This is a genomic window from Streptomyces sp. WMMC500, from assembly GCF_027497195.1.
Lineage (GTDB): Bacteria > Actinomycetota > Actinomycetes > Streptomycetales > Streptomycetaceae > Streptomyces.
Map to the genome: position 1 here is coordinate 6,302,812 of NZ_CP114905.1, position 21,730 is coordinate 6,324,541.

Sequence of the window (21,730 nt, forward strand, 5' to 3'; positions counted from 1 at the left end):
GTCAGAGGCGTATCTCGCGGCGGGTGTCGATACCCGTGCCGTACACCGGGTCGCGGCCGGGGACGTGGACCTCGTAGCTCGTGGCCCGGGCCCGGAACAGCCGCAGCCCGGCGTCGCCGCTCACGTCCGCCGGCCGGAACTGCCGCACCCCGTCCTCGGCGGTGTCGGCGAACGCCTCGTCGCAGGCCGCCGGGAGCTGCACCGCCGGCACCTCCTCCGCGGTCGCGCCGACGTAGACCGCGCGGCCGGCGCCGACCGGCACGCCGGAGTCGTAGACGACGAACTCGACGCCGGGGCGGGCGGCGATGTTGGCGGAGTGCCGGGCGCGGGGTGAGGAGACCCAGTAGAAGACGCGGTAGCCGGCGTGGCTGAAGTACACGGGCGAGACCCGCGGGCGCCCGTCGGGCTCCGCCGTGCCCAGGGTCAGGTACCGGTTCGCGTCGATCACGCCGCGCGCCATCCCGGCCAGGTCGTCGGGAAGTGCCATGGTGTTCCCCCTCGGTGGACGCGGTCGCCGCCGGCCGCCGGCCGAGGCTATCGGACGGGACTGACAACGGCCCCGCGCCGCGCGCCCGCGGGGTCCGGCTCCAGCAGCGACGTGAGCGCGGCGACGTCCGCGGCCGTGTCCAGGCCGTCCACCGCCGCCTTGATGTCCTGCGCCCGCCGGGCGCCCAGCACGTCCGCCGTCAGCGCCGCGAACTTGCGCTCCAGGTCCGCCTCCGACAGCGGGTTCTCCGCCGCGCCCAGCGGGTGTTCGACGTCGCGCACGTACGTCTCGCCCGAGCGCGCGGTGACTTCCGTGACCGACGCCACCGACTGCCGCAGCGCGCCCGCCCGTTCGTCCAGGGCGGCGTCGCCCGTGACGGTGATACGGGCGGACAGCCCGGCGATCGCGGGGTCGGCGGCCCGGAGGTCGGTCATGATGTCGGCGAAGCCGACGTGGCCGCGGTGGGCGGCGACCGCCAGGACGTACTGCATGCAGTGGGAGCGCAGCGGGTTGGCGTCCACCACGTGGTACGACGATCGCGGGGCGCGGACGGCGACGCGGTCGATGTCGTCGGCGCGCAGGTCGTGCGCCCGCATGATGTCCAGCAGCCCGTCGAGGGCGGCCGGGATGAACACGCAGCAGGAGTTGCGCTTGAAGAACAGCTCCGAGACCGCGTACCGCTCACCGATCCCGGCGAGCAGCGCCTCCTGGTCCCACTGCCCCGTAAACGCCATCCCGACGGGGTACTTGCCGCCGAAGACGTCCGCGGGCCCGCGCAGGCCGAGCGACGCGAGCGTGGCCGCCTGCACGCCGGCCTGGGCGGCGAGGCCGATGTTGAGGGGGCGGGACTGCTCCGTGGGATCGTCCACCCACGACAGCAGCCCGGACGCGCTCGTGCCCGCAAGACCCAGCGCGTCCGCGAACCGCTCCTCGTCCAGGCCCAGCAGCAGCCCCGCGGCGACCGTGCTGCCGAACGTGCCCGCGACCGTCGTCGGGTGGAAGCCCCGCGCGTACTGGACGGCGGGGCCGAGGGCGTAGCTGACGCGGGCGGCGACGTCGATGCCCGCGACCGTGGCGGCCAGCACGTCGGCGCCGCGGGAGCGCTGCCCTTCGGCCACGGCGAGGGCGGCGGGGGCGACGACGGCGATGGCGTGGACGTTGGCCGACGGGTGGTGGCTCTCGATGTCGCAGTAGTAGGCGAGGGTGCCGTTGGCGAGGGCGGCGGTGGTGGCGTTGGTGCGCAGGGTGGAGCCGAAGAGGCGGCAGTCGCCGGTGCCGGCCTCGGCGGCGGTCCGCTCCAGCAGGTCCATCACCGGGTAGCGGCGGGAGGTGGCGGCCATGAGGGCGCCGAGGCAGTCGTAGAGGGCGTTCTTCGCCTGGCGGACGACGGGGTCGGGGAGGCGGTCGTACGCGAAGACGCCGAGGTGGTCGACGAGTTGCCGGGTGCGGGTGCGGGGGCGGGTACGGGGCACGGCGGTCTCCTCCGGGTGCGGTGGCGGTACGGCGATCGGCGGGGTCAGTGCGCCAGCGCGCGCAGCACCGCGGTCATCCGGCCGAGGGCGGCGTCCCACACCGCCTCGTCGCGGGCGTAGCAGACGCGGAAGGAGCCGATGCCGCGCGGGCCGAACTGGTAGCCGGGCGAGACCAGGACGCCGGCCTCGCGCACGAGGCGGTCGGCGAGGACGTGGTCGGGCACGCCGAGCGCGGCGGCGTCGACGAAGACGTACGCGGTGCCCGGCGGCCGGGGTCCGCCGTGGGCCCGCAGCCCGAGATCCGCGACGTCCGCCAGCCACGCCGCGGTCCGCTCGCGCAGGCCGCGCAGCGCGGCCAGCCGGTCCCGTACGAAGTCCTCGTCGTCGCGGAGCCACCGCGTCAGCAGGTGCTGCGCGTACGCGGGCGCCCGCAGCGACATCGCGGCGAGCACGTCCTCCGCGCCGTCCACGACGTCGCCCGGCGCGACGACCACGCCGACGCGGTAGCCCGACAGGGACTCGGTCTTGGACGGTCCCGTGACGGTGGCGCAGCGCCCGCGCATGCCGGGCTCGGCCGCGAGGCGGGGGAGCGGGGCGTCGTAGACGAGCCGGGCGTACAGCTCGTCGACGACGGCGAAGGCGTCGTGCTCGCGCACGAGCGCGGCGATCCGGGCGAGGACGCCGGGCGGGTAGACGGCGCCGGTGGGGTTGTTGGGGTGTGAGAACAGCACCGTGGAGGCGCCGCCGCGCAGCGCCGCGGCCAGCTCGTCCAGGTCGGGTACGAGGCCGTCGTCCGGGCCGCCGCCGGCGGGCGGCGGGACCGGCGGGACCAGAGGGACGTGGTGGACGTGCACGCCGAGCAGCCGCAGGATGCGCTCGCTGAACAGGTAGTCGGGATCGAGGAGGGCGACCGTGTCGCCGGGGGAGACGAGCGCGGCGAGGGTGGCGAAGAGCCCCGCCTGCGAGCCGGGGGTGAGGAGCAGTTCGCGGTCCGGGTCGACGGCGGTGCCGAGGCGGCGGCCCAGCTCCTCGGCCACCGGCCGCCGCACGGCCGCGGCGCCGCGGTACGGGGTGTAGGCGCGGGCGCCGTCGGCCGCGGCGGCGGCGAAGGTCTCGGCGGCCCAGGGCGGGGGCGGGAAGCGGGCGGTGTCGAAGTGCGTGGTGTCCAGCACCTCGTCGGTCACGCCGGCGGCCACGAAGCGGTCGGCCTCGCGGACGGACAGGCCGAGGCGCTCGGCGCGTTCGGGCAGGTGGAGGCGGCGGACGGCGGTGGCGCGGCCGCGGGCCGGCTTCCGGTCCGTACCCGGGACTTCGGGCTCGCGGCTCATCGCGCCGCCTCCCCGGCCTCCGGGACTCCCGGCACCTCCGGCAGTCCGAGCAGCTCCGGCAGCCCGCGCAGCCCGGGCAGCACGGCCGTGGGCGCGGGAGTGGTGGGGCGCAGCTCCTGGCCCTGCCGGTTGATCCACACGGTCGGGATGCCCATCGGCACGGAGCGGGGCAGGTCGACGTACTGCGACTGCGCCACATGCACCGCCTCGTGCGGCTCCACCCCCGCCCGGCCGAGGACCAGCTCGAAGAGCGCCCGGTGCGGCTTGTACGCGCCGACCGCCTCGCCGGTGAAGACGTACGTGAACGGGTCGCCCAGCCTCCGCGCGCTGACGTCGATGATGTCGCGCTCGCTGTTGGAGATCGTCGCCAGCGGCGCGTGCGCGCCCAGCAGGCGCAGGATCCCGACGCTGTCCTCGAACGGGTCCGCTTCGGCCATCACGTCGCCGAGCGCGGCCAGTTCCGCGGGGTCGGCGGTGATCCCGGCCTCCGCGGCCAGGGCCTCGGCCATGGTCGTGGCGAGCAGGTCCCGGTAGGGCAGGAAGCGGCCGTGGACGGCGGGCAGGGCGTAGCCGTGGTACCAGCGGCGGTGGAAGGCGGCGACGTCCACGTCCGGCGCCCGGTCGGCGAACAGCGCGCGTAGGTGGGCGCGGAGGGCGCCGTCCCAGTCGATGAGCGTGCCGTAGGTGTCGAAGGTGATGAGCCGGGGGCGGGTCGGCAGCGGAGTGGGCATGCGCCGACCGTAGGCCGCCCCGATGTCATCAGTCAAGAGCTAATAACTCATGTACGCGCCCGGGCGTCGCCGCTCAGCCCGCGCTGCCGGTGCGCCTGCGCTCCCGGTAGGCGGTGACGTGCGCGCGGTTGCCGCAGCTCCTGGTGTCGCAGTAGCGGCGCAGACCGGGGCGGGAGGCGTCGACGAAGACGTTCGCGCAGTCGGCACCCGCGCAGATCCGCAGCCGCCCCGCGCCGCCGTCGGCGATCGCGGTCAGCAGCGCGACCACGCACGACGTCGCCACCCGCTCGCCCAGCGGCGCCTTCGGGCGGGCGTAGTGCCAGTGCCAGGCGCCGTCGTGGTCGGTGAGGTGGGGCTGCGCGCGCAGGTCGCTCAGCAGCGCGTTGAGGTCGGTGACGGACTTGTGCACCGGCGTGCCCCCGAAGACGAACCGCAGCCGCGGGCGCAGCGCCCGCAGCCGCTCCAGGTCGGCGGCGGACACGGCGCGGCCGATGTCCCAGCCGTGCCCGGTGAGGAGCCCGGCCGCGTCCTCGGGGGTGCGCAGCCGGTCCGTACCGGTGAGGACGTCCAGGCTGTTGACCAGGTCGACGGCCGTGAGCGCGGCCCGTCCCGTGTAATCACTTACCGCCATGGTGTCTTCCGCTCGTAGCCATTACTTAAGGCAAAGATACCAATGGCAGCAGGTGCCGGTTCTTCAGGCGATGCCCAGCGCCGCCCGCCCCGCGAGGACCACGGCGGTGTGCCGCGCGACCCGTCCGCCGAGGTGCTCGGCGGTCCCGATGTCGGCCTTGTGCACGGCGTCGGTGCCCAGGTCGCCCATCGTGCTCGCGGCGGCGCCGTCGAAGTAGCCGAGGCGGTTGAGGTCGTCCTCGCTCTCGTGGCTGACGTGCCAGCCCGCGGGGAGGCCGAGGTTGACCCAGTGCATCTGGTGCTGGGCGGCGAGCGTCGCGAAGTACCCGAGGGTGGAGTGCTTGTCGCCGGCCTTGCACGACGAGTGCGTGAACCCCGCCCCGATCTTGTCCTTCCAGGACTGCGTGCGCCAGCGCGAGCCGGTCGACTCGGCGAAGGTGTGGAACGCCCCCGAGGCCGAGCCCATGAACGTCGGCGAGCCGAACACGATGGCGTCCGCGGCGTCCAGCGTCTCCCAGTCGCTCTCCTGCATCTCCTCGACGAGCACCATGGTCACCCGCGCACCCGCGGCCTCGGCGCCGGCCCTGACGGCCTGGGCCAGGACGTGGGTGTGGCCGCGGCGCGAGTGGTAGGCGATCGCTATGCCGGGTGAGCTGTCCATCGAGTCGCCTCCTGGGGTGGACCCGCCCCCCGGCATCGTGACGACGCCCCGTTGCCGGTCCCTGGCCGATGCTCCGGGCGCCAGGATGGGACAGCGAGGTTGGCCGAGACTAACCGGTGACTTGCCGCCCACTTGGCGCCGTGCGCGCCGGCGTGCGCTTCCGTCCGCCGCTCGCGCCTCCACCGTTTACTAGAACGGTTTAGTATTGCCGTGATGATTCGACCTTCGCGAGGCCAAGAGCCACTGAACCAACTAAACTTGACCGGTTCATGGACATGTCCACGGCGGGGCGCTAGCTTGCGCCGAAACCCCCACACGAAGGAGAGAGCGATGGACATCGTCCGACCCCGCCGCAGACTCGGCGCGGTGCTCGCCGCGTGCGCGGCCGCCCTCACCACGGCGGCGGCGCTCCTCGCCGTTCCCGGTGAGGAGGCGGAGGCGTTCCCGCCCGGCTCCCGGCAGCAGGTGCTCGACTACCTGCGGTCCGTCACCGGCACCTCGGTCGTCTCCGGCCAGCACAACAAGGAACCCGCCTCCCAGCCCGGCCAGTACACCCGGCAGGTGTACGACGTCACCGGGCAGTGGCCCGGCCTGTGGGGCGGCGACCTGATGTTCCGCGCCGAGGACATCGCCGACCGCCAGCGCGTCGTCGACCAGGCGCGTACCGAGTGGAACAACGGGTCGCTCGTCACCCTGACCTGGCACGCCTGCCCGCCCACCGGGCCCGAGTCCTGCGAGTTCGAGGGCGGCGTCAAGTCGAACATCTCCGGCCCGCAGTTCCGGGAGCTGGTCACCGACGGCACCCCGCTGAACACCACGTGGAAACGGCGGCTCGACTCCGTCGTCCCGTATCTGCGCCAGCTCCGGGACGCGGGCGTGCCCGTGCTGTTCCGCCCCTTCCACGAGATGAACGAGTCCTGGAACTGGTGGGGCAACCGCCCCGGCGCGGACGGCAGCTCCCGGCTGTTCCGCCTCACCCGGGACCACCTGGCCGGCACCCACGGCCTGGACAACCTGGTCTGGGTCTGGAACGTGCAGGACAACCCGGCCGGCAACTGGGGCGACTACTACCCGGGCGACGACTACGCCGACGTCGTGTCCCTCGACGTCTGGTACAAGAACCACCCCAGCGCGGCCGACTACGGGCGGATGCAGGACATCGCCGGCGGCAAGCCGATGGCCATCGGCGAGATGGGGAAGGTGCCCAGCCCCTCGCTGCTGGACGGGCAGCCGCGCTGGAGCTACTTCATGATCTGGTCGGAGCAGTTGCGCGGCAACAACTCCAACGCCGAGATCCAGGCCGCGTACTTCCACCCGCGCACGCTCAACCAGGGAGAGGTCCGGCTTCCCTGACCCCCGCGCGGTGACCCGCCGGCCGGCACGGCGCCCGCACCCCGGGCCCGCGCCGGCCGGCGGCACGTTCCCTAGCCGTGCCCGGTCTCGTAGTGGGCGCGGAGGAGGTCCAGGCCCCAGTCGTGGCGGACGTGGCGCCATACGGAGTGGGCGTGGTTGCCGTCGTCCTGGGTGTTGTCGTACTCGATGAGGAAGTCCGGGGCGCGCACGCAGTAGTAGTGCCGGTCGCCCGGGGCCAGGCCGCCCGCCCAGGCGAAGGAGAGCCGGTCCAGGCCCCCGGCCACCGCGTCCGCCCAGCACTCCCGCGCGTACGCCTCGGGCGCCCGGGCCAGGTAGCGGCGCACCAGACGCTCCAGCAGCCCGCGCTGGGCGGCGGTCATCGCCCCGTACGACAGGCCCGCGGGCAGCAGGTCCGGGTCGGCGAAGGGGTCGGCGCGGGTGAGGATGTCGTCCGGGGGGTCCGCGGCGTAGACGGCCGTGCCGCGGGCGGCGGTGCCCAGGTCCGTGACCAGCTCGCGGGCCAGGTCCTCCTCCGGCCCCAGTAGCCGGCCGGCGCGTGGGCCCGAGGCGACGAGCGCGGGCTCGGAGCCGACGAAGTGCGGGGTGACCCGCAGCCCGGCGGGCGTGATCAGCACGTGTACGGCCAGGTGGTGGCCGTTCATCCGCCAGCCCCACGGACCCTCGCCGTCCGGGTCGCCGAGCAGCCGCAGCCAGTAGCGGTCGGGCCCCGGGCGGCCGACCAGCTCGCGGCGGTGGCGCTCGACCTCGATCGCCCCGGCCGCCAGCCGCCCGCCGTGCGCGCTGTGCGCCGCGGCGAGCAGCGCGTCGACGGCCGCACGCTGGTCGTCGTCCAGCTCCTCGGTGGACAGGCCGGGGCGGGGGCCCGGCAGGTAGGTCCACTCGCGCAGCTCGGGCGCGTCCAGCCGGGCGGGCACGTCGCGCAACTCGCGGACCTGCGCCGGCTCCAGCACGGCCAGCAGCGCCCGCGCGGCCTCCCGCATCCGCGCCGCGGTCGCCGCGGTCCCGGCCGCCGCCGTTGGTTCGTCGGACCCGTCCACCCGTTCCTCCTGCTGTCACCATGGATCACCGGGGGTGTCGCCCCCGGTGATCCATGGTGCAGTACGCGCGCTGCGCGCGAGCGGGCTCACGTCGTGTTGAGCGTCCACTTCTGGTTGGCGCCGCCCGTACACGACCAGATCTGCGTCTTGGTGCCGTCCGCGGAGGCGTTGCCCGTGACGTCGAGGCACTTGCCGGAGCCCGCGCCGACGACGTCGTGGGTCACGGGATCGTACGTCCACTGCTGCGCCGCGGTGCCGTTGCAGGAGTAGAGCTGGACGACGGTGCCGTTCGCCGTGCCGGCGCCGGCGACGTCCAGGCACTTGCCGAGCGCCCGCACGGTGCCGTCCGCGCCCACGGTCCAGTGCTGCGCGGTGCTGCCGTTGCAGCCGTGGATCTGGACGGGGGTGCCGTCGGCGGTGGCGCCGCCGGCGACGTCGAGGCACTTGCCGGCGATGCCGGTCAGGGTGCCCGTACCGGTGCCGGGGACGGTGCCGGAGGGGGTGCCGGTCCAGGTGAAGGTGGCGCTGGTGCGGGCGGGCAGGCTGTAGGTGAAGGACTGGCTGCCCCAGTCGACGCGCACGGAGCGCGCCGACGTGCCGCCGTTGTGGGCGATCAGGGCCTTGGAGCCGTCCGGGTTGCGCCAGGCCACGTTCGGCACCGTGCCGCTCGCCGTCGAGGCGATGCGCTGGGCGCCGGGCTTGACGAACTTGGTGAGGTGGCCGGTGGTGTAGTACTCGACGGTGTTGTCGACCTGACCGGCCCGCGGGCCGCCCTCCTGCACGGTGATCAGGCCCGTGCAGGTGCCGCAGCCGCCGTTGTGCGGACCCATGTTCTGGTTGAGCGCGAGGCTCCACTTCACCACGCTGCCGCTCCAGTTGCGGGTGTAGTTGACGATGTCGGCCATGTCCTCGTTGTGCTGGTTGCCGACCCAGGTGCCGCCGGAGTGCTCGGTGCTGAACTGCGGGACGCTCGGGTACTGCTGGTGCACCTGGCTGCCGACCGCCGGGTCGCCGAAGTAGCCGTGCCAGGCGATGCCGCCGAAGAGCGGGTCGTCCCGCACCCCGGCGTCGGCGAGGATGGCCTGCCCGATCTGGCCGTAGTCGCCGTAGTTCCAGTCGTGCACGAGGACCTTGGTGGTGAGGCCCGCGGCGCGGAACGCCGGGTAGACGTGGTTCTTGGTGAACTCGATCAGGCCGGAGGAGTTCCAGCTCATGCCGGGGTAGTTCATGGCCGTGGGGTTGCCGGCCTGGCAGCAGTTGGGCTCGTTCTGCACCGATACGTAGTCGACCTTCACCCCGGCGGCCTGGTAGCTCTGCACGTACTTGACCAGGTACTGGGCGTACATGGGGTAGTACTCCCACTTCAGCCAGCCCATCTGGTCCATCCGGCCGTTGTCCTTCATCCACCCCGGCGCGCTCCACGGCACGCCCTTGACGCGCAGCGCGGGGTTGAGCTGCTTGGCCTGCTGGGTGAGCAGCCGGACGTTCGTGTCGTAGCCGTTGGCGCCGAAGTCGTCCAGGGTGCAGCAGGTGTCGTCGAGCGAGACGTGCCCGGGCCGGGACAGGTCGGAGGCGCCGATCGGGTTGCGGACGAAGGACAGCCCGATGCCGTCGGTCGGCGAGAACAGCCGGCGCATGACGGCGTCGCGGGTGGCGGCGCTGACGGGACCGCCGCGCAGCAGGTACGCGGTGGTGTCGGTGATCGACGCGCCGCCGCCCTCGAAGCGCTGGTACGTCGTGCCCTCGTCGACGCGGATCGTCGTCTCGGCGCCGCCGCCGGGCGGGCCGAAGGCGAGCGGGGCCTGCTGCTGCAGGCCGCGGGTGACGTTGCGGCCGCCGGAGTCCGAGGTGGTGGTGAGCCACACGTCGACGCGCTCGCCGGCGGCGGCGGCCTTCGGCGCGAGCCCGGGGGCGGCGACGAGGGCGGTGGCCACCAGCAGGACGACGGCGAGCAGCGCCGGCAGGCGGTGGCCGGGGGAGTGGGATCTGAGCGGGTGGAGCCTGTGTGACGGGGTCATGGTGTGCCTCTCGTGGAGGGGTGCCCGTGCCTTCGGGAGATGAAGGGGCTTGCGGCTCAACAGGCTTATTTCACGGCGTGATTAAACTGTTATGCCATGCTCGCGTCAAGAGGTCGGAATGCGTCCGTCCAGAAGTCGACGGCGCCCGCGCCGCCGCCGGGGGCGGATTGTCAGAGGTGGGTTCTAGGGTGGGCGAAGACGGGTTCCCTTGCGCGTGACGTTCCCGCGCGAGCGCGACCCCCCGCCCGGAGACCGCCGGCCCCACCGGCCGCGCGACCGCCCGACACACGGAGAGACGAGCATGGTCACCAGGAAGGACACGCCGGCGCCCGCGCGGCACGCCGCCGACAGCCACGACCTGATCCGTGTGCACGGCGCGCGCGAGAACAATCTGCGGAACGTCGACGTGGAGATCCCGAAGCGCCGGCTGACGGTCTTCACCGGTGTCTCCGGCTCCGGCAAGAGCTCGCTGGTCTTCGACACGATCGCCGCCGAGTCGCAGCGGATGATCAATGAGACGTACAGCACCTTCGTGCAGGGCTTCATGCCCACCCTCGCCCGGCCCGACGTGGACGTCCTCGAAGGGCTGACCACCGCGATCATCGTCGACCAGGAGCGCATGGGCGCCAACGCCCGCTCCACCGTCGGCACCGCCACCGACGCCAACGCGCTGCTGCGGATCCTCTTCAGCCGCCTGGGCGAGCCGCACGTCGGCCCGCCCCACGCCTTCTCCTTCAACGTGGCGTCCGCCCAGGGCAGCGGCGCGGTCAGCGTCGACCGCGGCGCCGGCGAGACCGTCCAGGTGGCCTTCACCAGCACCGGCGGCATGTGCCCGCGCTGCGAGGGCATGGGCAGCGTCTCGGACATCGACCTGCGCGAGCTGTACGACGAGACCAAGTCGCTGGCCGAGGGCGCGATCACCATCCCCGGCTACAAGCCGGGCGGCTGGATGGTGCGGATGTTCACGGACTCCGGCTACTTCGACCCGGACAAACCGATCGGCAAGTTCACCGACCAGGAGCTGGACGACTTCCTGCACCGCGAGCCCACCAAGCTCAAGATGAGCGGCATGAACATGACCTACGAGGGTCTGGTGCCGCGGGTGCAGAAGTCCTTCCTGTCCAAGGACCGCGAGTCGATGCAGCCGCACATCCGCGCCTTCGTGGACCGGGTGGCCACCTTCGCCGACTGCCCCGAATGCGCCGGCTCGCGGCTCAGCGAGGCCGCCCGCTCCTCGAAGGTCGCGGGCATCAGCATCGCCGACGCCTGCGCCATGCAGATCAACGACCTGGCCGGGTGGGCGCGCGCCCTGGACGAGCCGTCGGTGGCGCCCCTGCTGAGGACCCTGCGGGACACCCTCGACTCGTTCGTGGAGATCGGCCTCGGCTATCTGTCGCTCGACCGCCCCTCGGGCACCCTGTCCGGCGGCGAGGCGCAGCGCACCAAGATGATCCGCCATCTCGGCTCCTCGCTCACCGACACCACCTACGTCTTCGACGAGCCCACCACCGGCCTGCACCCGCACGACATCCGGCGGATGAACGACCTGCTGCTGCGGCTGCGCGACAAGGGCAACACGGTGATGGTCGTGGAGCACAAGTCGGAGGTCATCTCGATCGCCGACCACGTCGTGGACCTCGGCCCCGGCGCCGGGACCGCCGGCGGCACCGTCTGCTTCGAGGGCACGGTCGCCGGGCTGCGCGCCGCCGGCACCGTCACCGGCCGCCACCTCGACGACCGCGCCGCACTCAAGGACACCGTGCGCAAGGCCACCGGCGCCCTGGAGATCCGCGGGGCGAGCGCGCACAACCTCCGGGACGTCGACGTCGACATCCCCCTCGGCGTCCTCTGCGTGGTCACCGGCGTCGCCGGCTCCGGCAAGAGTTCGCTGGTGCACTCCTCGCTGCCCGCGGGCGCCGGCGTCGTCGCCGTCGACCAGGGCGCCATCCGCGGCTCCCGGCGCAGCAACCCGGCGACGTACACCGGGCTGCTCGACCCCATCCGCAAGGCGTTCGCGAACGCCAACGGCGTGAAGCCGGCCCTCTTCAGCGCCAACTCCGAGGGCGCCTGCCCCGCCTGCAAGGGCGCCGGCGTCATCTACACCGACCTCGGCATCATGGCCGGCGTCACCACCACCTGCGAGGAGTGCGACGGCAAGAGGTTCCAGGCCACCGTCCTCGACTACCGCTTCGGCGGGCGCGACATCAGCGAGGTGCTGGCCATGCCGGTCGCGGAGGCCGAGGAGTTCTTCGCCGCAGGCGAGGCCCGTACGCCCGCCGCGCACAAGATCCTCGGGCGGCTGACCGACGTCGGCCTCGGCTACGTCAGCCTCGGGCAGCCGCTGACCACCCTGTCCGGCGGCGAGCGGCAGCGGCTCAAGCTGGCCACGCACATGGGCGACAAGGGCGGGATCTACGTCCTGGACGAGCCGACGACCGGGCTGCACCTGGCCGACGTGGAGCAGTTGCTCGGGCTGCTCGACCGGCTGGTCGACGCCGGGAAGTCGGTCATCGTCATCGAGCACCACCAGGCCGTCATGGCGCACGCCGACTGGATAGTCGACCTGGGCCCCGGCGCCGGCCACGACGGCGGCCGGGTCGTCTTCGAGGGCACGCCGGCCGACCTGGTCGCCGCCCGGTCGACGCTCACCGGGGAGCACCTCGCGGAGTACGTCGGGGCGTAGCCGGCGGGGCGTACGCGGCCGTGCGCCGCGAGCGCTGTGGCATGGTGGTGGGGTGAGGCTGGAGGATCTTGTCCGGCTGCGCCGGGCCCGGGACGCGATGGACCGCGACTACGCGCTGCCGCTGGACGTGCCGGAGCTGGCGCGGGTCGCGCTCATGTCGCCGGGACACTTCTCCCGCAGCTTCCGCGCCGCCTACGGAGAGACGCCGTACAGCTACCTGATGACGCGCCGGATCGAGCGCGCCAAGGCACTGCTGCGGCGCGGCGACCTGACGGTGACCGAGGTGTGCTTCGCGGTCGGCTGCTCCTCGCTGGGCTCGTTCAGCTCCCGCTTCACCGAGCTGGTCGGCGAGAGCCCGAGCGCCTACCGGGCCCGTACCCACGACGACGGGGCGGCCATCCCGGCGTGCGTCGCCAAGATCCACACGCGGCCGGCGCGGAGGCCGGGCTCCCGGGACCCCGTCCTCGGGTAGCGTGAGCCGCATGGGAATCGTGCTCTCCGAGTGCTTCATCGCCGTCGCCGACCACGACGAAGCCCTCGCCTTCTACCGCGACGCCCTCGGTCTGGAAGTCCGCAACGACGTCGAGTTCGAGGGCATGCGCTGGGTGACCGTGGGGTCGCCCGCGCAGCCCGAGGTGAACATCGTCCTCGAACCGCCGCTGGCCGACCCCAACGCCTCGCCCGCGGACCGGGAGGCCATGGCGCAGTTGCTGGCGAAGGGGCTGCTGCGCGGGGTCATCTTCGCCACCGACGACTGCGACGCGACCTTCGAGCGGGTCGCCGCCTCCGGCGCGGAGGTGCTGCAGGAGCCGGTGGACCAGCCCTACGGGGTACGGGACTGCGCGTTCCGCGACCCGTCGGGCAACCTGCTCCGGTTCAGCCAGCCGCGCCGTTCCTGACCCGCCGCTCTCGGCCCCGCCGATTCCGGCCCCGGCGGCTCCTACCGCGCCCCCTCCAGCCGGGCCGAGCGGGCCGACGCGGCCTCCGCGACCCGGCGGCTCTCCCGCGCGGTGCGCTCGGTGTCCGCCACCCGCTCGCGGGCCTTCTCCACCTGCCACTGCGCCGCGTCCCGCGCCGCGCTCGCCGCCTCCATCTCCCGCTCCAGCACGGCGATGTACTCCTGCGCCTGGCACAGCCCGGCCTCGGCCCTGGCCTGCTGCTGCTCGGCCTGCCGCAGCTCGCCGTCCAGCCGCACGGCCTGCCACTGCGCCTCCTCCGCCTCCTGGCGCGCGCTGAGCATCTCCAGGAAGCCGGCCAGGTTCCGCACCGCGCCCGCCATCTGCTGGAGCATGTACGCGGCGGCGGCCACGTCGTGCACCTCGAAGTGGTTGGCGCTCCCGGTCTCGTCCGACACCCGCAGGAACGGCCGCCCGGGGCGGCCGTCGGTCAACGAGTACGCGCACAGATCCACGTCGAACCCCACTGTCTGGCGCGGGTCGCCCCGCCCCTGGAACATCGCCCCGGCATTCCAGCCCAGGTGCAGCACCCGGGTCAGGTCGTCACCGAGAGCCCCGAAATGGTCTTCCGGTGAGTCGGCCAGGTTGCACCATGGCGGACAGACGAATTGGAGGCACTCATCCATGACGGTCACGCACTTCCTATCGTCACGAGCCGCCCCGGACTGGAGGGTTGTCGCCCGCAGGGGGTACACGGGGCGGAGTGACGACGACGGAAGGTGCCGAACTCGTCGCGCACGCACCGGTGATGACGGCGCCGGCGGCCCGGGACGCACCTGCGTGCACGCGGGTGCGCGGCGGCAAGTCCCCTGCCCGCACCTGGAGTTACGAGTCCGCGAGCGCCCGGTCCACCAGTGCGCCGGCCGCGCCGGTGTACGAGGCGGGGTCGAGCAGGGCCGTCAGGGCCCGTTCGTCGAAGTGTTCGGCGATCGCGGGCACGGCCGCGAGGATCGCCGGCAACCCCCGTCCCGTACGCTCCGACTCCGCCGCGGCCTCGGTGAGCAACTGCTTCGCCCGCGCCTTGCCGAGCCGCGGGGCGAGCACCGCGGCGAGGCGCTCGGAGGTGACCAGGTTCTCCGTCAGCCGCATGTTCGCGCGCATGCGCTCCGGCCTGACCTGAAGGCCCTCGGCGAGTTCGACGGCGGTGTGCGCCGCGCCCCCCGCCAGCCGCAGGCACTCGCGCAGCAGGTGCCACTCGGCGTGCCACGCGCCGGCGGAGCGCTCGTCCTCGGTGACCATGCACTGGGTCACCGCGGCGGCCAGCGCCGGGACCTGGAGGGACGCGCTGCGGATGAGGGTGGCGAGCACCGGGTTCCGCTTGTGCGGCATCGCCGAGGAGCCGCCGCGGCCGGCCACCGCGGGCTCCGCCACCTCGCCGACCTCGGTCCTGCCGAGGCCCTGCACGTCGACGGCGATCTTGCCGAGCGCCCCGGCGACGACGGCGGTGACGGCGGCGACGTCGGCGACGGGCGTGCGCAGGACGTGCCACGGCAGGGTGGCGGGCGCGAGCCCGGTCTCGTCGGCGAACGCGGCGGTCAGCCGCTCGACGTACGCACCGGAGTCCCCCGTTCCGGCGCCGTCCAGCGCCGCGTACTCCAGGTACCCGGCCAGCGTCCCGGCCGCCCCGCCGAGCGACACGGGCAGCCCGCCGTCCAGCACCCGCCCCACCCGCTCGGCGGCGTCCACGACCAGCGCCCGCCACCCGGCGGCCTTCAGGCCGAACGTCGTCGGCACCGCGTGCAGCGTCAGCGTCCGCCCGGCCATCAGCGTGTCGCGGTGCTCCGCCGCCAGCCCCGCCAGGGCGCGCGCGGTGCGCAGCAGGTCGGCGTGGACGAGGCGCAGCGCCCGGTCGCACACCAGCATCGCGCCGGTGTCGAAGACGTCCTGGCTGGTCGAGCCCCGGTGCACGTACTCCGCGGCGGCGGGGTCGCGTGCGGCCACGACCCCCGTGAGCGCCTTGACCAGCCCGACGACGGGGTTGGCCGTCTCCCGCGCGGCGCGGGCGAGCGCGCGCAGGTCGAGCAGCTCGGCGCGGCCCGCGGCGGTGATCGCGGCGGCGACGGACTCGGGCACGGTGCCCGTACGGGCCTGGGCGCGCGCCAGCGCCGCTTCGGCGTCCAGCATCGCCTGCAGCCACGCCCGGTCCGACACGGCGGCTTCGACGGGCGTGCCGGCCCGTACGGGGGAGAGGAGGCCGGCGTCGAGGTCGGCGTCGGCCTTGGCGTCTGTGTCGGTATCGGTGCCGGTGTCGGTGCCGGCGTCGGGGGACGGGGTCACGAAGGCTCCTCGGTGGCGTGGGGGCGTGGACCGCTCGCGGCGGTGAGCGCGAGAACGGCGCGGGCGATGGCGTCGGAGTCGCCGAGCGTCACGGAGTTCACCCCGGGGCGTATGCCCGCGGCGGTCACCCAGTGCACGGCCTCGGTCGGCACGCCGTAGGCGAAGCGGCGGGGGTGGCGCCGCCCGGCGGCGTCGATCAGAGGGTACGGGCGCTCGCCGACGGCCAGTCCGCCGGTCACCACGTCGGCGCCCGAGTCGCTGGGGAGGCGGTAGGGGCGGCACTGGCCGGTGGCGAGGAGGTGGGTGAGCAGAGGGTCGGCGGTGCGCCGGATGTCGGGCTCGGGCAGCCGCGCCTCGATCAGCGCCGCGGCCCGCACCGGCGGGCCCTGCACCCGGCTGGACTCGGCGACGAACGCCGGTTCCTCGCCCGTGCGGTCGATGCGTACGCGCAGCTCCGGGCCCATGAACTCCAGGATGCCCGCGTTGGCCAGCGCGATGGTCTCCTCGATCCGGGAGGCGGGCGGGCCGATGGACAGGTAGGCGTTCAGCGGCGTGTACCAGTTCTGCAGGTCGTCGCGGTACGAGATGCCCTCCAGGCCGCCGTGGTCGACGACGAGGCGGATCTCGTTGCGCAGGTCGCGCAGCACGTCGAGCGCCGCCTTGAGCGGCCCGCTGACATTGCCCTCGCGGGCTTCGCGCACGTCGTCGGCCAGGTGGCCCAGCAGCCAGTCGCGGAACTCCGCGCGGCTGTGGAAGTCGCGGGTGGCGTACGGGCGGTCGATGCGCGCCCAGTCCCAGCGGTCCGCCGCGGGGATCCCGTGCTCGTCGAGCAGCGCGGCCTCCACCTCGGCCGTGGGCGAGGCCAGGTACCGCGCGACGAACGCCTCCCGCTCCGCCTCCCGGCCGTTCGCGGCGAGGAGGGCGCCGTAGTAGACGCTCGCGACCTCCTTGGCGATCAGCGGCCACAGGTCGACGGCGAAGTACACGCGCCGGCCCTCGGCGGTGCGCTCGCGCAGCTTGGCGATGACCTCGGGGGTGAGCAGCCGCGGCTCGTAACGGCCGTGCGCGCCCTTCTCGTTGTGGCCGCGGGCGTGGTACGGAACGCCGCGCCGGGAGCCGGCGTACAGCAGGGGCTCGCGGCCGGACGGCCGGTACACCAGCCGGTCGCCGCTGCGCTCGAACCGGCCGCCGCGGCCGGTGGTGAGCAGGGCGAGGTGGTCGAAGAAGTTCAGCCCGAGCCCGCGCAGCACCACGGGCTGGCCGGGCCGGATCGCCGAGAGGTCGGCGTCGGCGGGGTTGACGGGCGTGACGAGCACCAGCCCGCACTCCGCCGCCTCCCGCGCCAGCTCCTTCTCGCGCTCGGTGGCCCGCGCCGGCAGGTGCCCCTGCGCGAGGACGACGGCGTCGAGGTGGCGTAACCGGGTGCCGTCGGCGAGGGTGAGGCACTGGCCGGCCGCGCCCTCCTCCTCGTCCAGCGCGACCGCCGTGGTCCGGTGCACGTGCACCGTCACGTGCTCCGGGGCGCCGGCGACCACCCGGCGGAAGGTGTCCCCCAGGTAGTGCCCGTAGAACGCCCGGGTCGGGTAGTCGTCCGGCCCCAACTGCCGCGCCTCGGCCAGCGCACCGCCCGGCAGCGCGGGCCCGGCGTCGTCGCCCCGTACGACGGACTGCGCCCACTCGTACAGGCTGGGTCCGGCCTCGATCGGGCCGTCCATCTCCACGCTGGTGTCGGTGTAGACGGTGACCTGGGAGGCGACGGTGTTCATCAGCAACAGGTCCGGCTGGTCCGTCCGCCACACCCGGCCCGCCCCCGGCGGATGCGGATCGATGACGTGGATGCGCAGCTCCTCGTGGGCGGGGGACTTGCGCTCGTTGGCGCAGATCCGCTCCAGGACCGACAGACCGCGCGGCCCGGCGCCGACGACGCAGACGTTCAACTGCCCGTGGGACATGGACACCTACTCCTCGGAGGGGACGTACAGGACCCTTGCGAGGAGAATTCCACAATGCCCGACCTCACAACGATGACAAGTTCCTGTGAGGTACGCGCGGATGGCGCCACGAGACGGCGCTGACCTGCGGATTGCCGTCCGTACGCGGCGATGCGGTAGGAAGATCCGGGCGGTCGGAGCTCGGGAGGTGGCGCGGATGGAGAACGTCTTGCCCGGCGTGGTGGGGGCGCTCATCGGACTGGCGGGCGTGCTGCTCGGCGCCTCGGCGACGGGTCGCAGCGAGGACCGGCGGTGGCTGCGGGAACAGAAACTGAAGAGCGCGGCCGACATGATCACGGCCGGGCTGCACCTGTACGAGGCGCAGGTGGACGGCAGCGACCAGCGCCGGCTGACCACGGCGGACCGGGTGGAGTGGCAGGACCGGCTGCAGACGGGCAGGTCGCACATCCACCTGCTGTGCGGCGCGGAGACGCGCGCGGCGGCGGACGGCTTCGCGGGGCTGGCGTGGCGGAAAGAGGGGAGCCGGAACGTGCCGGACCAGGCGGACGTCGTACGGGCCCTGCGGGAGTTCAACCGGCATCTGCGGCGGGAGATCCGGTCGGACGGGCCGGAGCGCCGGCGGTGGGGCGCGGCCCGGCGCTGACGTGCGCCGCGTCAGCGTGGCCCGCGGCGCGTCACGCGGTAGCGTCGGCCGTGTGCTCTACGTGACCACCGCCGCGGTGCCGCGGCCGTGACCTCGGGCGGTACGGACCGGCGTACCCGCTGGGCGCGCCTGGGCCACCTGTGGTGGCTGCTGGCGGCGGCGCTGATCACGGCGGGGCTGCTGGTGGCGATCTCGCGGCGCGGCGAACTGCGCCGGGCGCTCGACCTGCTGGCCCACGTCAGCCCGGCCAAAGCGCTGGTCGCGCTGGTGTGCCAGGCGGCCTGCCTGGCGTGCCTGGCCGGGTTGCAGCGGTGGCTGCTCGCGGTCGGCGGGGTGCGGCTGACGTGGCCCGCCATGAGCAAGCTGGTGCTGGCGGCGAACGCGGTGGCCGGTGCGCTGCCGGGCGGCGCGGCCTTCGCCACGGCCTGGCTCTTTCGCGAGTTCCGACGCCGGGGGGCCGACCGGGCGCTGACGGCGGGGGTCCTGGCGGCCTCGGGGGTGATGTCGGCGCTGGCGCTCGTGGTCGTGCTCCTGCTGGGGGTGCTCCTAGCCGGTACCCGCGGTCCCGGCATGCCGCTGCTGTGGCTCTTCGCGGCGCTGGCGCTGGCCGCCGTGGCGGGCCTGGTCGTACGGCGCTCACCGGCCCTGCGGAAGGCGGTCCGCCGGCGCTGGGAGCGGACGGAGGCCCGGCACGAACACCTCCGTACGGCCCGCGAGGAGACGCGCCAACTGATCGCGCACGCCCGCCGCGTCCGGCCCGGTGTCCGGCCCTGGTTGACGCCGGCCGCGCTGGCCCTGCTGAACTGGCTGCTCGACGCCGCCTGCCTGCTGGCCTGCCTCTGGGCGCTGGACGTCCCGGTGCCCTGGGGCGGCCTCCTGCTCGCCTTCGCACTGGTGCAGATCCCGGTCAGCGCGCGCATCACCCCGGGCGGTCTCGGCATCGCCGAGGCCGGCATGACGGGCCTGCTGGTCGTCTACGGCCTGCAACCCGGCCAGGCGTTCGCGGCCACCCTGCTGTACCGGATCTTCAGCTACTGGCTGCCGCAGCCGGTCGGCTGGGCATGCTGGCTGGCGACGGGGCTGAAACGCGGGCGGTGACCGGCCCGGAGTGCCCCGGAGTGCCCCGGCCAGGGTGTGCGTCAGGCGTCGGCGAGGAGGGGGTCGTACGGGGTGCTCGTGCGGCGGCCCGCCATGAAGGAGAGGAAGTCGCCCACGAAGGCGCTCCGGCCGTAGGTGCCGTCGGTGGTGGTGAGGTCGAGGTGGAAGGCGGTGCGGAAGAGGGTTCGGTACTCGTTCGCGTCGATGCTCCCGTTGCCGTCCTTGTCGATGGCGTCGAAGAGGACCTCGGCCACGCGGATGAGCGCGGGTCCGGCGAGGGAGGGGACGGCGGCGGCGTACTCCTCGGCGCTGACGCGGCCGTCGCCGTCCGTGTCGAGGGCGGACTGGAGCTCGCGCCACCAGGCGGCGAAGGCGTCGTAGAGCCGGGCCTCCTCGGGTTCGTCCAGGTCGAGGCGGGTGGAGAGTTCGCGTGCCATGGCGGCGAGGTCGGGCCAGTCGAGGTGGCCGTCGCCGGTCTGGTCCAGCACCCGGCGGAAGAACTCCTCCGCCGAGCGCCGGTTGCCTTCCGTGGCCGCCGAAGGTGCCGTCTCGGGGCCGGTGGCGCCGCTCAGCGGTGTGAGGAGGCGGAGCAGGGCCGATGCCCGTGTGAGGCGGGCGCGCAGGGCGGACACGGCGCGGGCGCGGGGGTCGTCGCTGCCGGACGGGAGTGAGAGGGCTTCGACGATGCTGTCGGCGTTCAGCCAGCCCTCGGGCAGGAACCGGGTGAGCCCGGCGGCGAGGTAGGCGCCCTGCATGAGGGTGGGGGCGCCGGGCATCTCGGGCAGGCCGGCCCGGCGCCGGTAGGGCTCGGGGAGCGAGGCGACGGTGATCGCGCCGAGGAGCGGACCGGCGAGAGCGCGGCCGGCCGCCCACAGTGTCGGCGCGCCGTCGAGGAGCGCGGGGGCGGGCAGGTGGTCGAAGAGCCGGTAGAGGATGATCCGGGCGGCCTCGGTGTTCTCCAACTCGTTCTCGACGACCTGGTCGAAGTACGGCCAGAAGTCGCCCAGGTCCTCGGGGAGTTCCGCGGCGTCGCCGTCGAGCGCGGCGAGGAACGCGCGGTACTTGGCGTACATCCGCTCCATCGTGTCCTGGTCGAGCGGCTGGCCGCTCAGCCGGAACATGGTGACGGCGCTCTCGAAGAGGGTGGCGACGACCCAGGCGCGGGTGGCGCGGTCCCTCGCGTCGTAGGCGCGTCCGCGGTGGTCGGCGCCGCTCATGCGGGCGTGCAGCCGGTTGAGCCGGGCGGCCTCCCGTTCGCGCACCGCCGGGTCGGTGCCGAACATGCGCCGCATGCTGACGAACGTGTTGCGCAGTCGGCGCCAGGGGTGGGCGACGAAGACGGAGTTGTCGACGAGGGCGGCGCCGATCTGCGGGTGAGCGGCCTCCAGCACGGTGGCGCGGATGATGGCCAGGGCCCAGCGCGGGTCGTCGAAGAAGCCCTTGAACTGAGATTCCGAGTCGAACGGGGATGCGCCGTCGGCCGTTCCCGTGGTTTCGGTGGTCATGAGGGGTCTCCGTTCGTCCGGACGGGCACGCCGCCGAAGCGGCGGTCGCGGCGCCGATAGGTGTGCAGGCAGGCGAGGAGATCGGGAGCCCGGAAGTCCGGCCAGAGCACCTCGGGGAAGACCCACTCGGCGTAGGCGACCTGCCAGAGCATGAAGTTGGAGATGCGCTGCTCACCGGAGGTGCGGATGACGAGATCCACGTCGGGGGCGTCGGGGAAGGGCAGGTGGTCCGCGAAGAGCCGCTCGGTCACCTTCTCGGCGGGCGTCCCGCTGCGGATCAGCGACCTTGCGGCCTCGACGATGTCCCGGCGCCCGCCGTGGTCGAAGGCGACGGTCAGCGTCATCCCCCGGTTGCCGGCGGTGAGCGCCGCCAGGTCGTGGAAGTCCTGCGCCAGCTCGCGGGGAATGCGCGGGTCGGCGACCCCGAGGAAGCGGCAGCGGATGCCGCGCGCGAGCAGCAGCGGCGCATGCTTGCGCACCACCCTGCGCACCAGCCGCATCAGGAACTCGACCTCGGTGCCGGGGCGGTTCCAGTTCTCGGTGGAGAAGGCGTACAGGCTGAGCCACTCCACGCCGGTGGTCCTGGCCGCCTCGACGACGTCGATGACGGCGGTCACCGCGGCCCGGTGACCCGCCGTACGCGGAAGCGAACGCCGCTGCGCCCAGCGGCCGTTGCCATCCGTCACGCAGGCCACGTGCCGCGGCCCCGCACGCGCCGCCCCGTCCGGAGCGGCACGGCCGGCCGTACCGCGCTCGGTCACGCCCACCCCGCCTCGCCGCCCCCGCCTCGCTCACGCCCCACCGACGCGTTCTCACCTGGGAGTCTGACAGCGCGAACGGGCCGTCCACGGCCGAACGAGTGGCCGTCACCCTCCATA

Annotated in this window: 19 protein-coding genes; 6 read left to right on the plus strand and 13 right to left on the minus strand. The window is 73.9% G+C overall.

Annotated elements, in window-relative coordinates; translation table 11 throughout:
• Window position 1: 1 nt before the first annotated feature.
• The 6 genes from O7599_RS27195 to O7599_RS27220 all read right to left on the minus strand — a co-directional run bounded on the left by O7599_RS27195 (window position 2) and on the right by O7599_RS27220 (window position 5,309).
• Window positions 2–487 carry a pyridoxamine 5'-phosphate oxidase family protein gene (locus O7599_RS27195; protein ID WP_281618237.1) on the minus strand — a complete coding sequence of 162 codons (486 nt, stop codon included), beginning with the start codon at window positions 485–487 and terminating at the stop codon, window positions 2–4.
• A gap of 47 nt (window positions 488–534) precedes the next feature.
• Window positions 535–1,959: an MmgE/PrpD family protein gene (locus tag O7599_RS27200; RefSeq protein ID WP_281618238.1), complete on the minus strand. Its 1,425-nt coding sequence runs from the start codon at window positions 1,957–1,959 to the stop codon at window positions 535–537.
• A 44-nt stretch (window positions 1,960–2,003) separates the two neighbouring features.
• Complete coding sequence (locus O7599_RS27205) at window positions 2,004–3,287, minus strand: aminotransferase class I/II-fold pyridoxal phosphate-dependent enzyme (protein WP_281618239.1); 1,284 nt, start codon at window positions 3,285–3,287, stop codon at window positions 2,004–2,006.
• Window positions 3,284–4,018 (minus strand): HAD family hydrolase, encoded by a 735-nt coding sequence (locus O7599_RS27210; protein ID WP_281618240.1) that lies wholly within the window; start codon window positions 4,016–4,018, stop codon window positions 3,284–3,286. The genes O7599_RS27205 and O7599_RS27210 overlap by 4 nt, the downstream gene beginning before the upstream one ends.
• Window positions 4,019–4,091: 73 nt before the next feature.
• Window positions 4,092–4,649 carry a CGNR zinc finger domain-containing protein gene (locus O7599_RS27215; RefSeq protein ID WP_281618241.1) on the minus strand — a complete coding sequence of 186 codons (558 nt, stop codon included), beginning with the start codon at window positions 4,647–4,649 and terminating at the stop codon, window positions 4,092–4,094.
• A 63-nt stretch (window positions 4,650–4,712) separates the two neighbouring features.
• The gene (locus tag O7599_RS27220) at window positions 4,713–5,309 is read right to left on the minus strand and encodes a flavodoxin family protein (protein ID WP_281618242.1); all 597 of its coding nucleotides are present in this window, start codon (window positions 5,307–5,309) and stop codon (window positions 4,713–4,715) included.
• A 330-nt stretch (window positions 5,310–5,639) separates the two neighbouring features.
• On the opposite strand from O7599_RS27220, the gene O7599_RS27225 reads away from it, so the two are divergent.
• A complete protein-coding gene (locus tag O7599_RS27225; protein WP_281618243.1) occupies window positions 5,640–6,662 on the plus strand; it encodes a glycosyl hydrolase in 1,023 nt (340 codons plus the stop codon).
• Window positions 6,663–6,733: 71 nt separating this feature from the next.
• Here the strand turns inward: O7599_RS27225 and O7599_RS27230 are convergent, their stop codons facing one another.
• Together O7599_RS27230 and O7599_RS27235 are read right to left on the minus strand one after the other, a co-directional pair.
• Entirely contained in the window at window positions 6,734–7,720 is a 987-nt protein-coding gene (locus O7599_RS27230; protein WP_281618244.1) for a DUF3500 domain-containing protein, read from the minus strand.
• 86 nt (window positions 7,721–7,806) lie between these two features.
• Window positions 7,807–9,738 carry a ricin-type beta-trefoil lectin domain protein gene (locus O7599_RS27235; protein WP_281618245.1) on the minus strand — a complete coding sequence of 644 codons (1,932 nt, stop codon included), beginning with the start codon at window positions 9,736–9,738 and terminating at the stop codon, window positions 7,807–7,809.
• Window positions 9,739–10,039: 301 nt separating this feature from the next.
• On the opposite strand from O7599_RS27235, the gene O7599_RS27240 reads away from it, so the two are divergent.
• From O7599_RS27240 to O7599_RS27250, 3 genes are all read left to right on the plus strand, one after another.
• On the plus strand, window positions 10,040–12,421 hold the full coding sequence (locus O7599_RS27240) for an excinuclease ABC subunit UvrA (RefSeq protein WP_281618246.1): 2,382 nt from the start codon (window positions 10,040–10,042) through the stop codon (window positions 12,419–12,421).
• A gap of 97 nt (window positions 12,422–12,518) precedes the next feature.
• The gene (locus O7599_RS27245; protein ID WP_281623534.1) at window positions 12,519–12,893 is read left to right on the plus strand and encodes a helix-turn-helix transcriptional regulator; all 375 of its coding nucleotides are present in this window, start codon (window positions 12,519–12,521) and stop codon (window positions 12,891–12,893) included.
• A 10-nt stretch (window positions 12,894–12,903) separates the two neighbouring features.
• Window positions 12,904–13,320 carry a VOC family protein gene (locus tag O7599_RS27250; protein WP_281618247.1) on the plus strand — a complete coding sequence of 139 codons (417 nt, stop codon included), beginning with the start codon at window positions 12,904–12,906 and terminating at the stop codon, window positions 13,318–13,320.
• 41 nt (window positions 13,321–13,361) lie between these two features.
• Here O7599_RS27250 and O7599_RS27255 read toward each other — a convergent pair whose 3' ends face one another.
• From O7599_RS27255 to O7599_RS27265, 3 genes are all read right to left on the minus strand, one after another.
• Window positions 13,362–14,012 carry a hypothetical protein gene (locus O7599_RS27255; protein ID WP_281618248.1) on the minus strand — a complete coding sequence of 217 codons (651 nt, stop codon included), beginning with the start codon at window positions 14,010–14,012 and terminating at the stop codon, window positions 13,362–13,364.
• A gap of 190 nt (window positions 14,013–14,202) precedes the next feature.
• Window positions 14,203–15,654: a lyase family protein gene (locus tag O7599_RS27260; RefSeq protein WP_281618249.1), complete on the minus strand. Its 1,452-nt coding sequence runs from the start codon at window positions 15,652–15,654 to the stop codon at window positions 14,203–14,205.
• Window positions 15,651–17,606, minus strand: a complete 1,956-nt coding sequence (locus tag O7599_RS27265) for an FAD/NAD(P)-binding protein (protein ID WP_281618250.1) — start codon at window positions 17,604–17,606, stop codon at window positions 15,651–15,653. The genes O7599_RS27260 and O7599_RS27265 overlap by 4 nt, the downstream gene beginning before the upstream one ends.
• 196 nt (window positions 17,607–17,802) lie before the next feature.
• On the opposite strand from O7599_RS27265, the gene O7599_RS27270 reads away from it, so the two are divergent.
• Both O7599_RS27270 and O7599_RS27275 read left to right on the plus strand, forming a co-directional pair.
• Complete coding sequence (locus O7599_RS27270; protein WP_281618251.1) at window positions 17,803–18,249, plus strand: hypothetical protein; 447 nt, start codon at window positions 17,803–17,805, stop codon at window positions 18,247–18,249.
• 87 nt (window positions 18,250–18,336) lie between these two features.
• Window positions 18,337–19,347, plus strand: a complete 1,011-nt coding sequence (locus tag O7599_RS27275) for a YbhN family protein (RefSeq protein WP_281618252.1) — start codon at window positions 18,337–18,339, stop codon at window positions 19,345–19,347.
• A gap of 41 nt (window positions 19,348–19,388) precedes the next feature.
• On the opposite strand, the gene O7599_RS27280 is transcribed toward O7599_RS27275, so the two are convergent.
• Entirely contained in the window at window positions 19,389–20,852 is a 1,464-nt protein-coding gene (locus tag O7599_RS27280; protein WP_281618253.1) for an oxygenase MpaB family protein, read from the minus strand.
• A complete protein-coding gene (uppS, locus tag O7599_RS27285) occupies window positions 20,849–21,547 on the minus strand; it encodes a polyprenyl diphosphate synthase (RefSeq protein WP_281623535.1) in 699 nt (232 codons plus the stop codon). Before uppS ends, O7599_RS27280 begins: the two co-directional genes overlap by 4 nt.
• Window positions 21,548–21,730 lie beyond the last annotated feature (183 nt).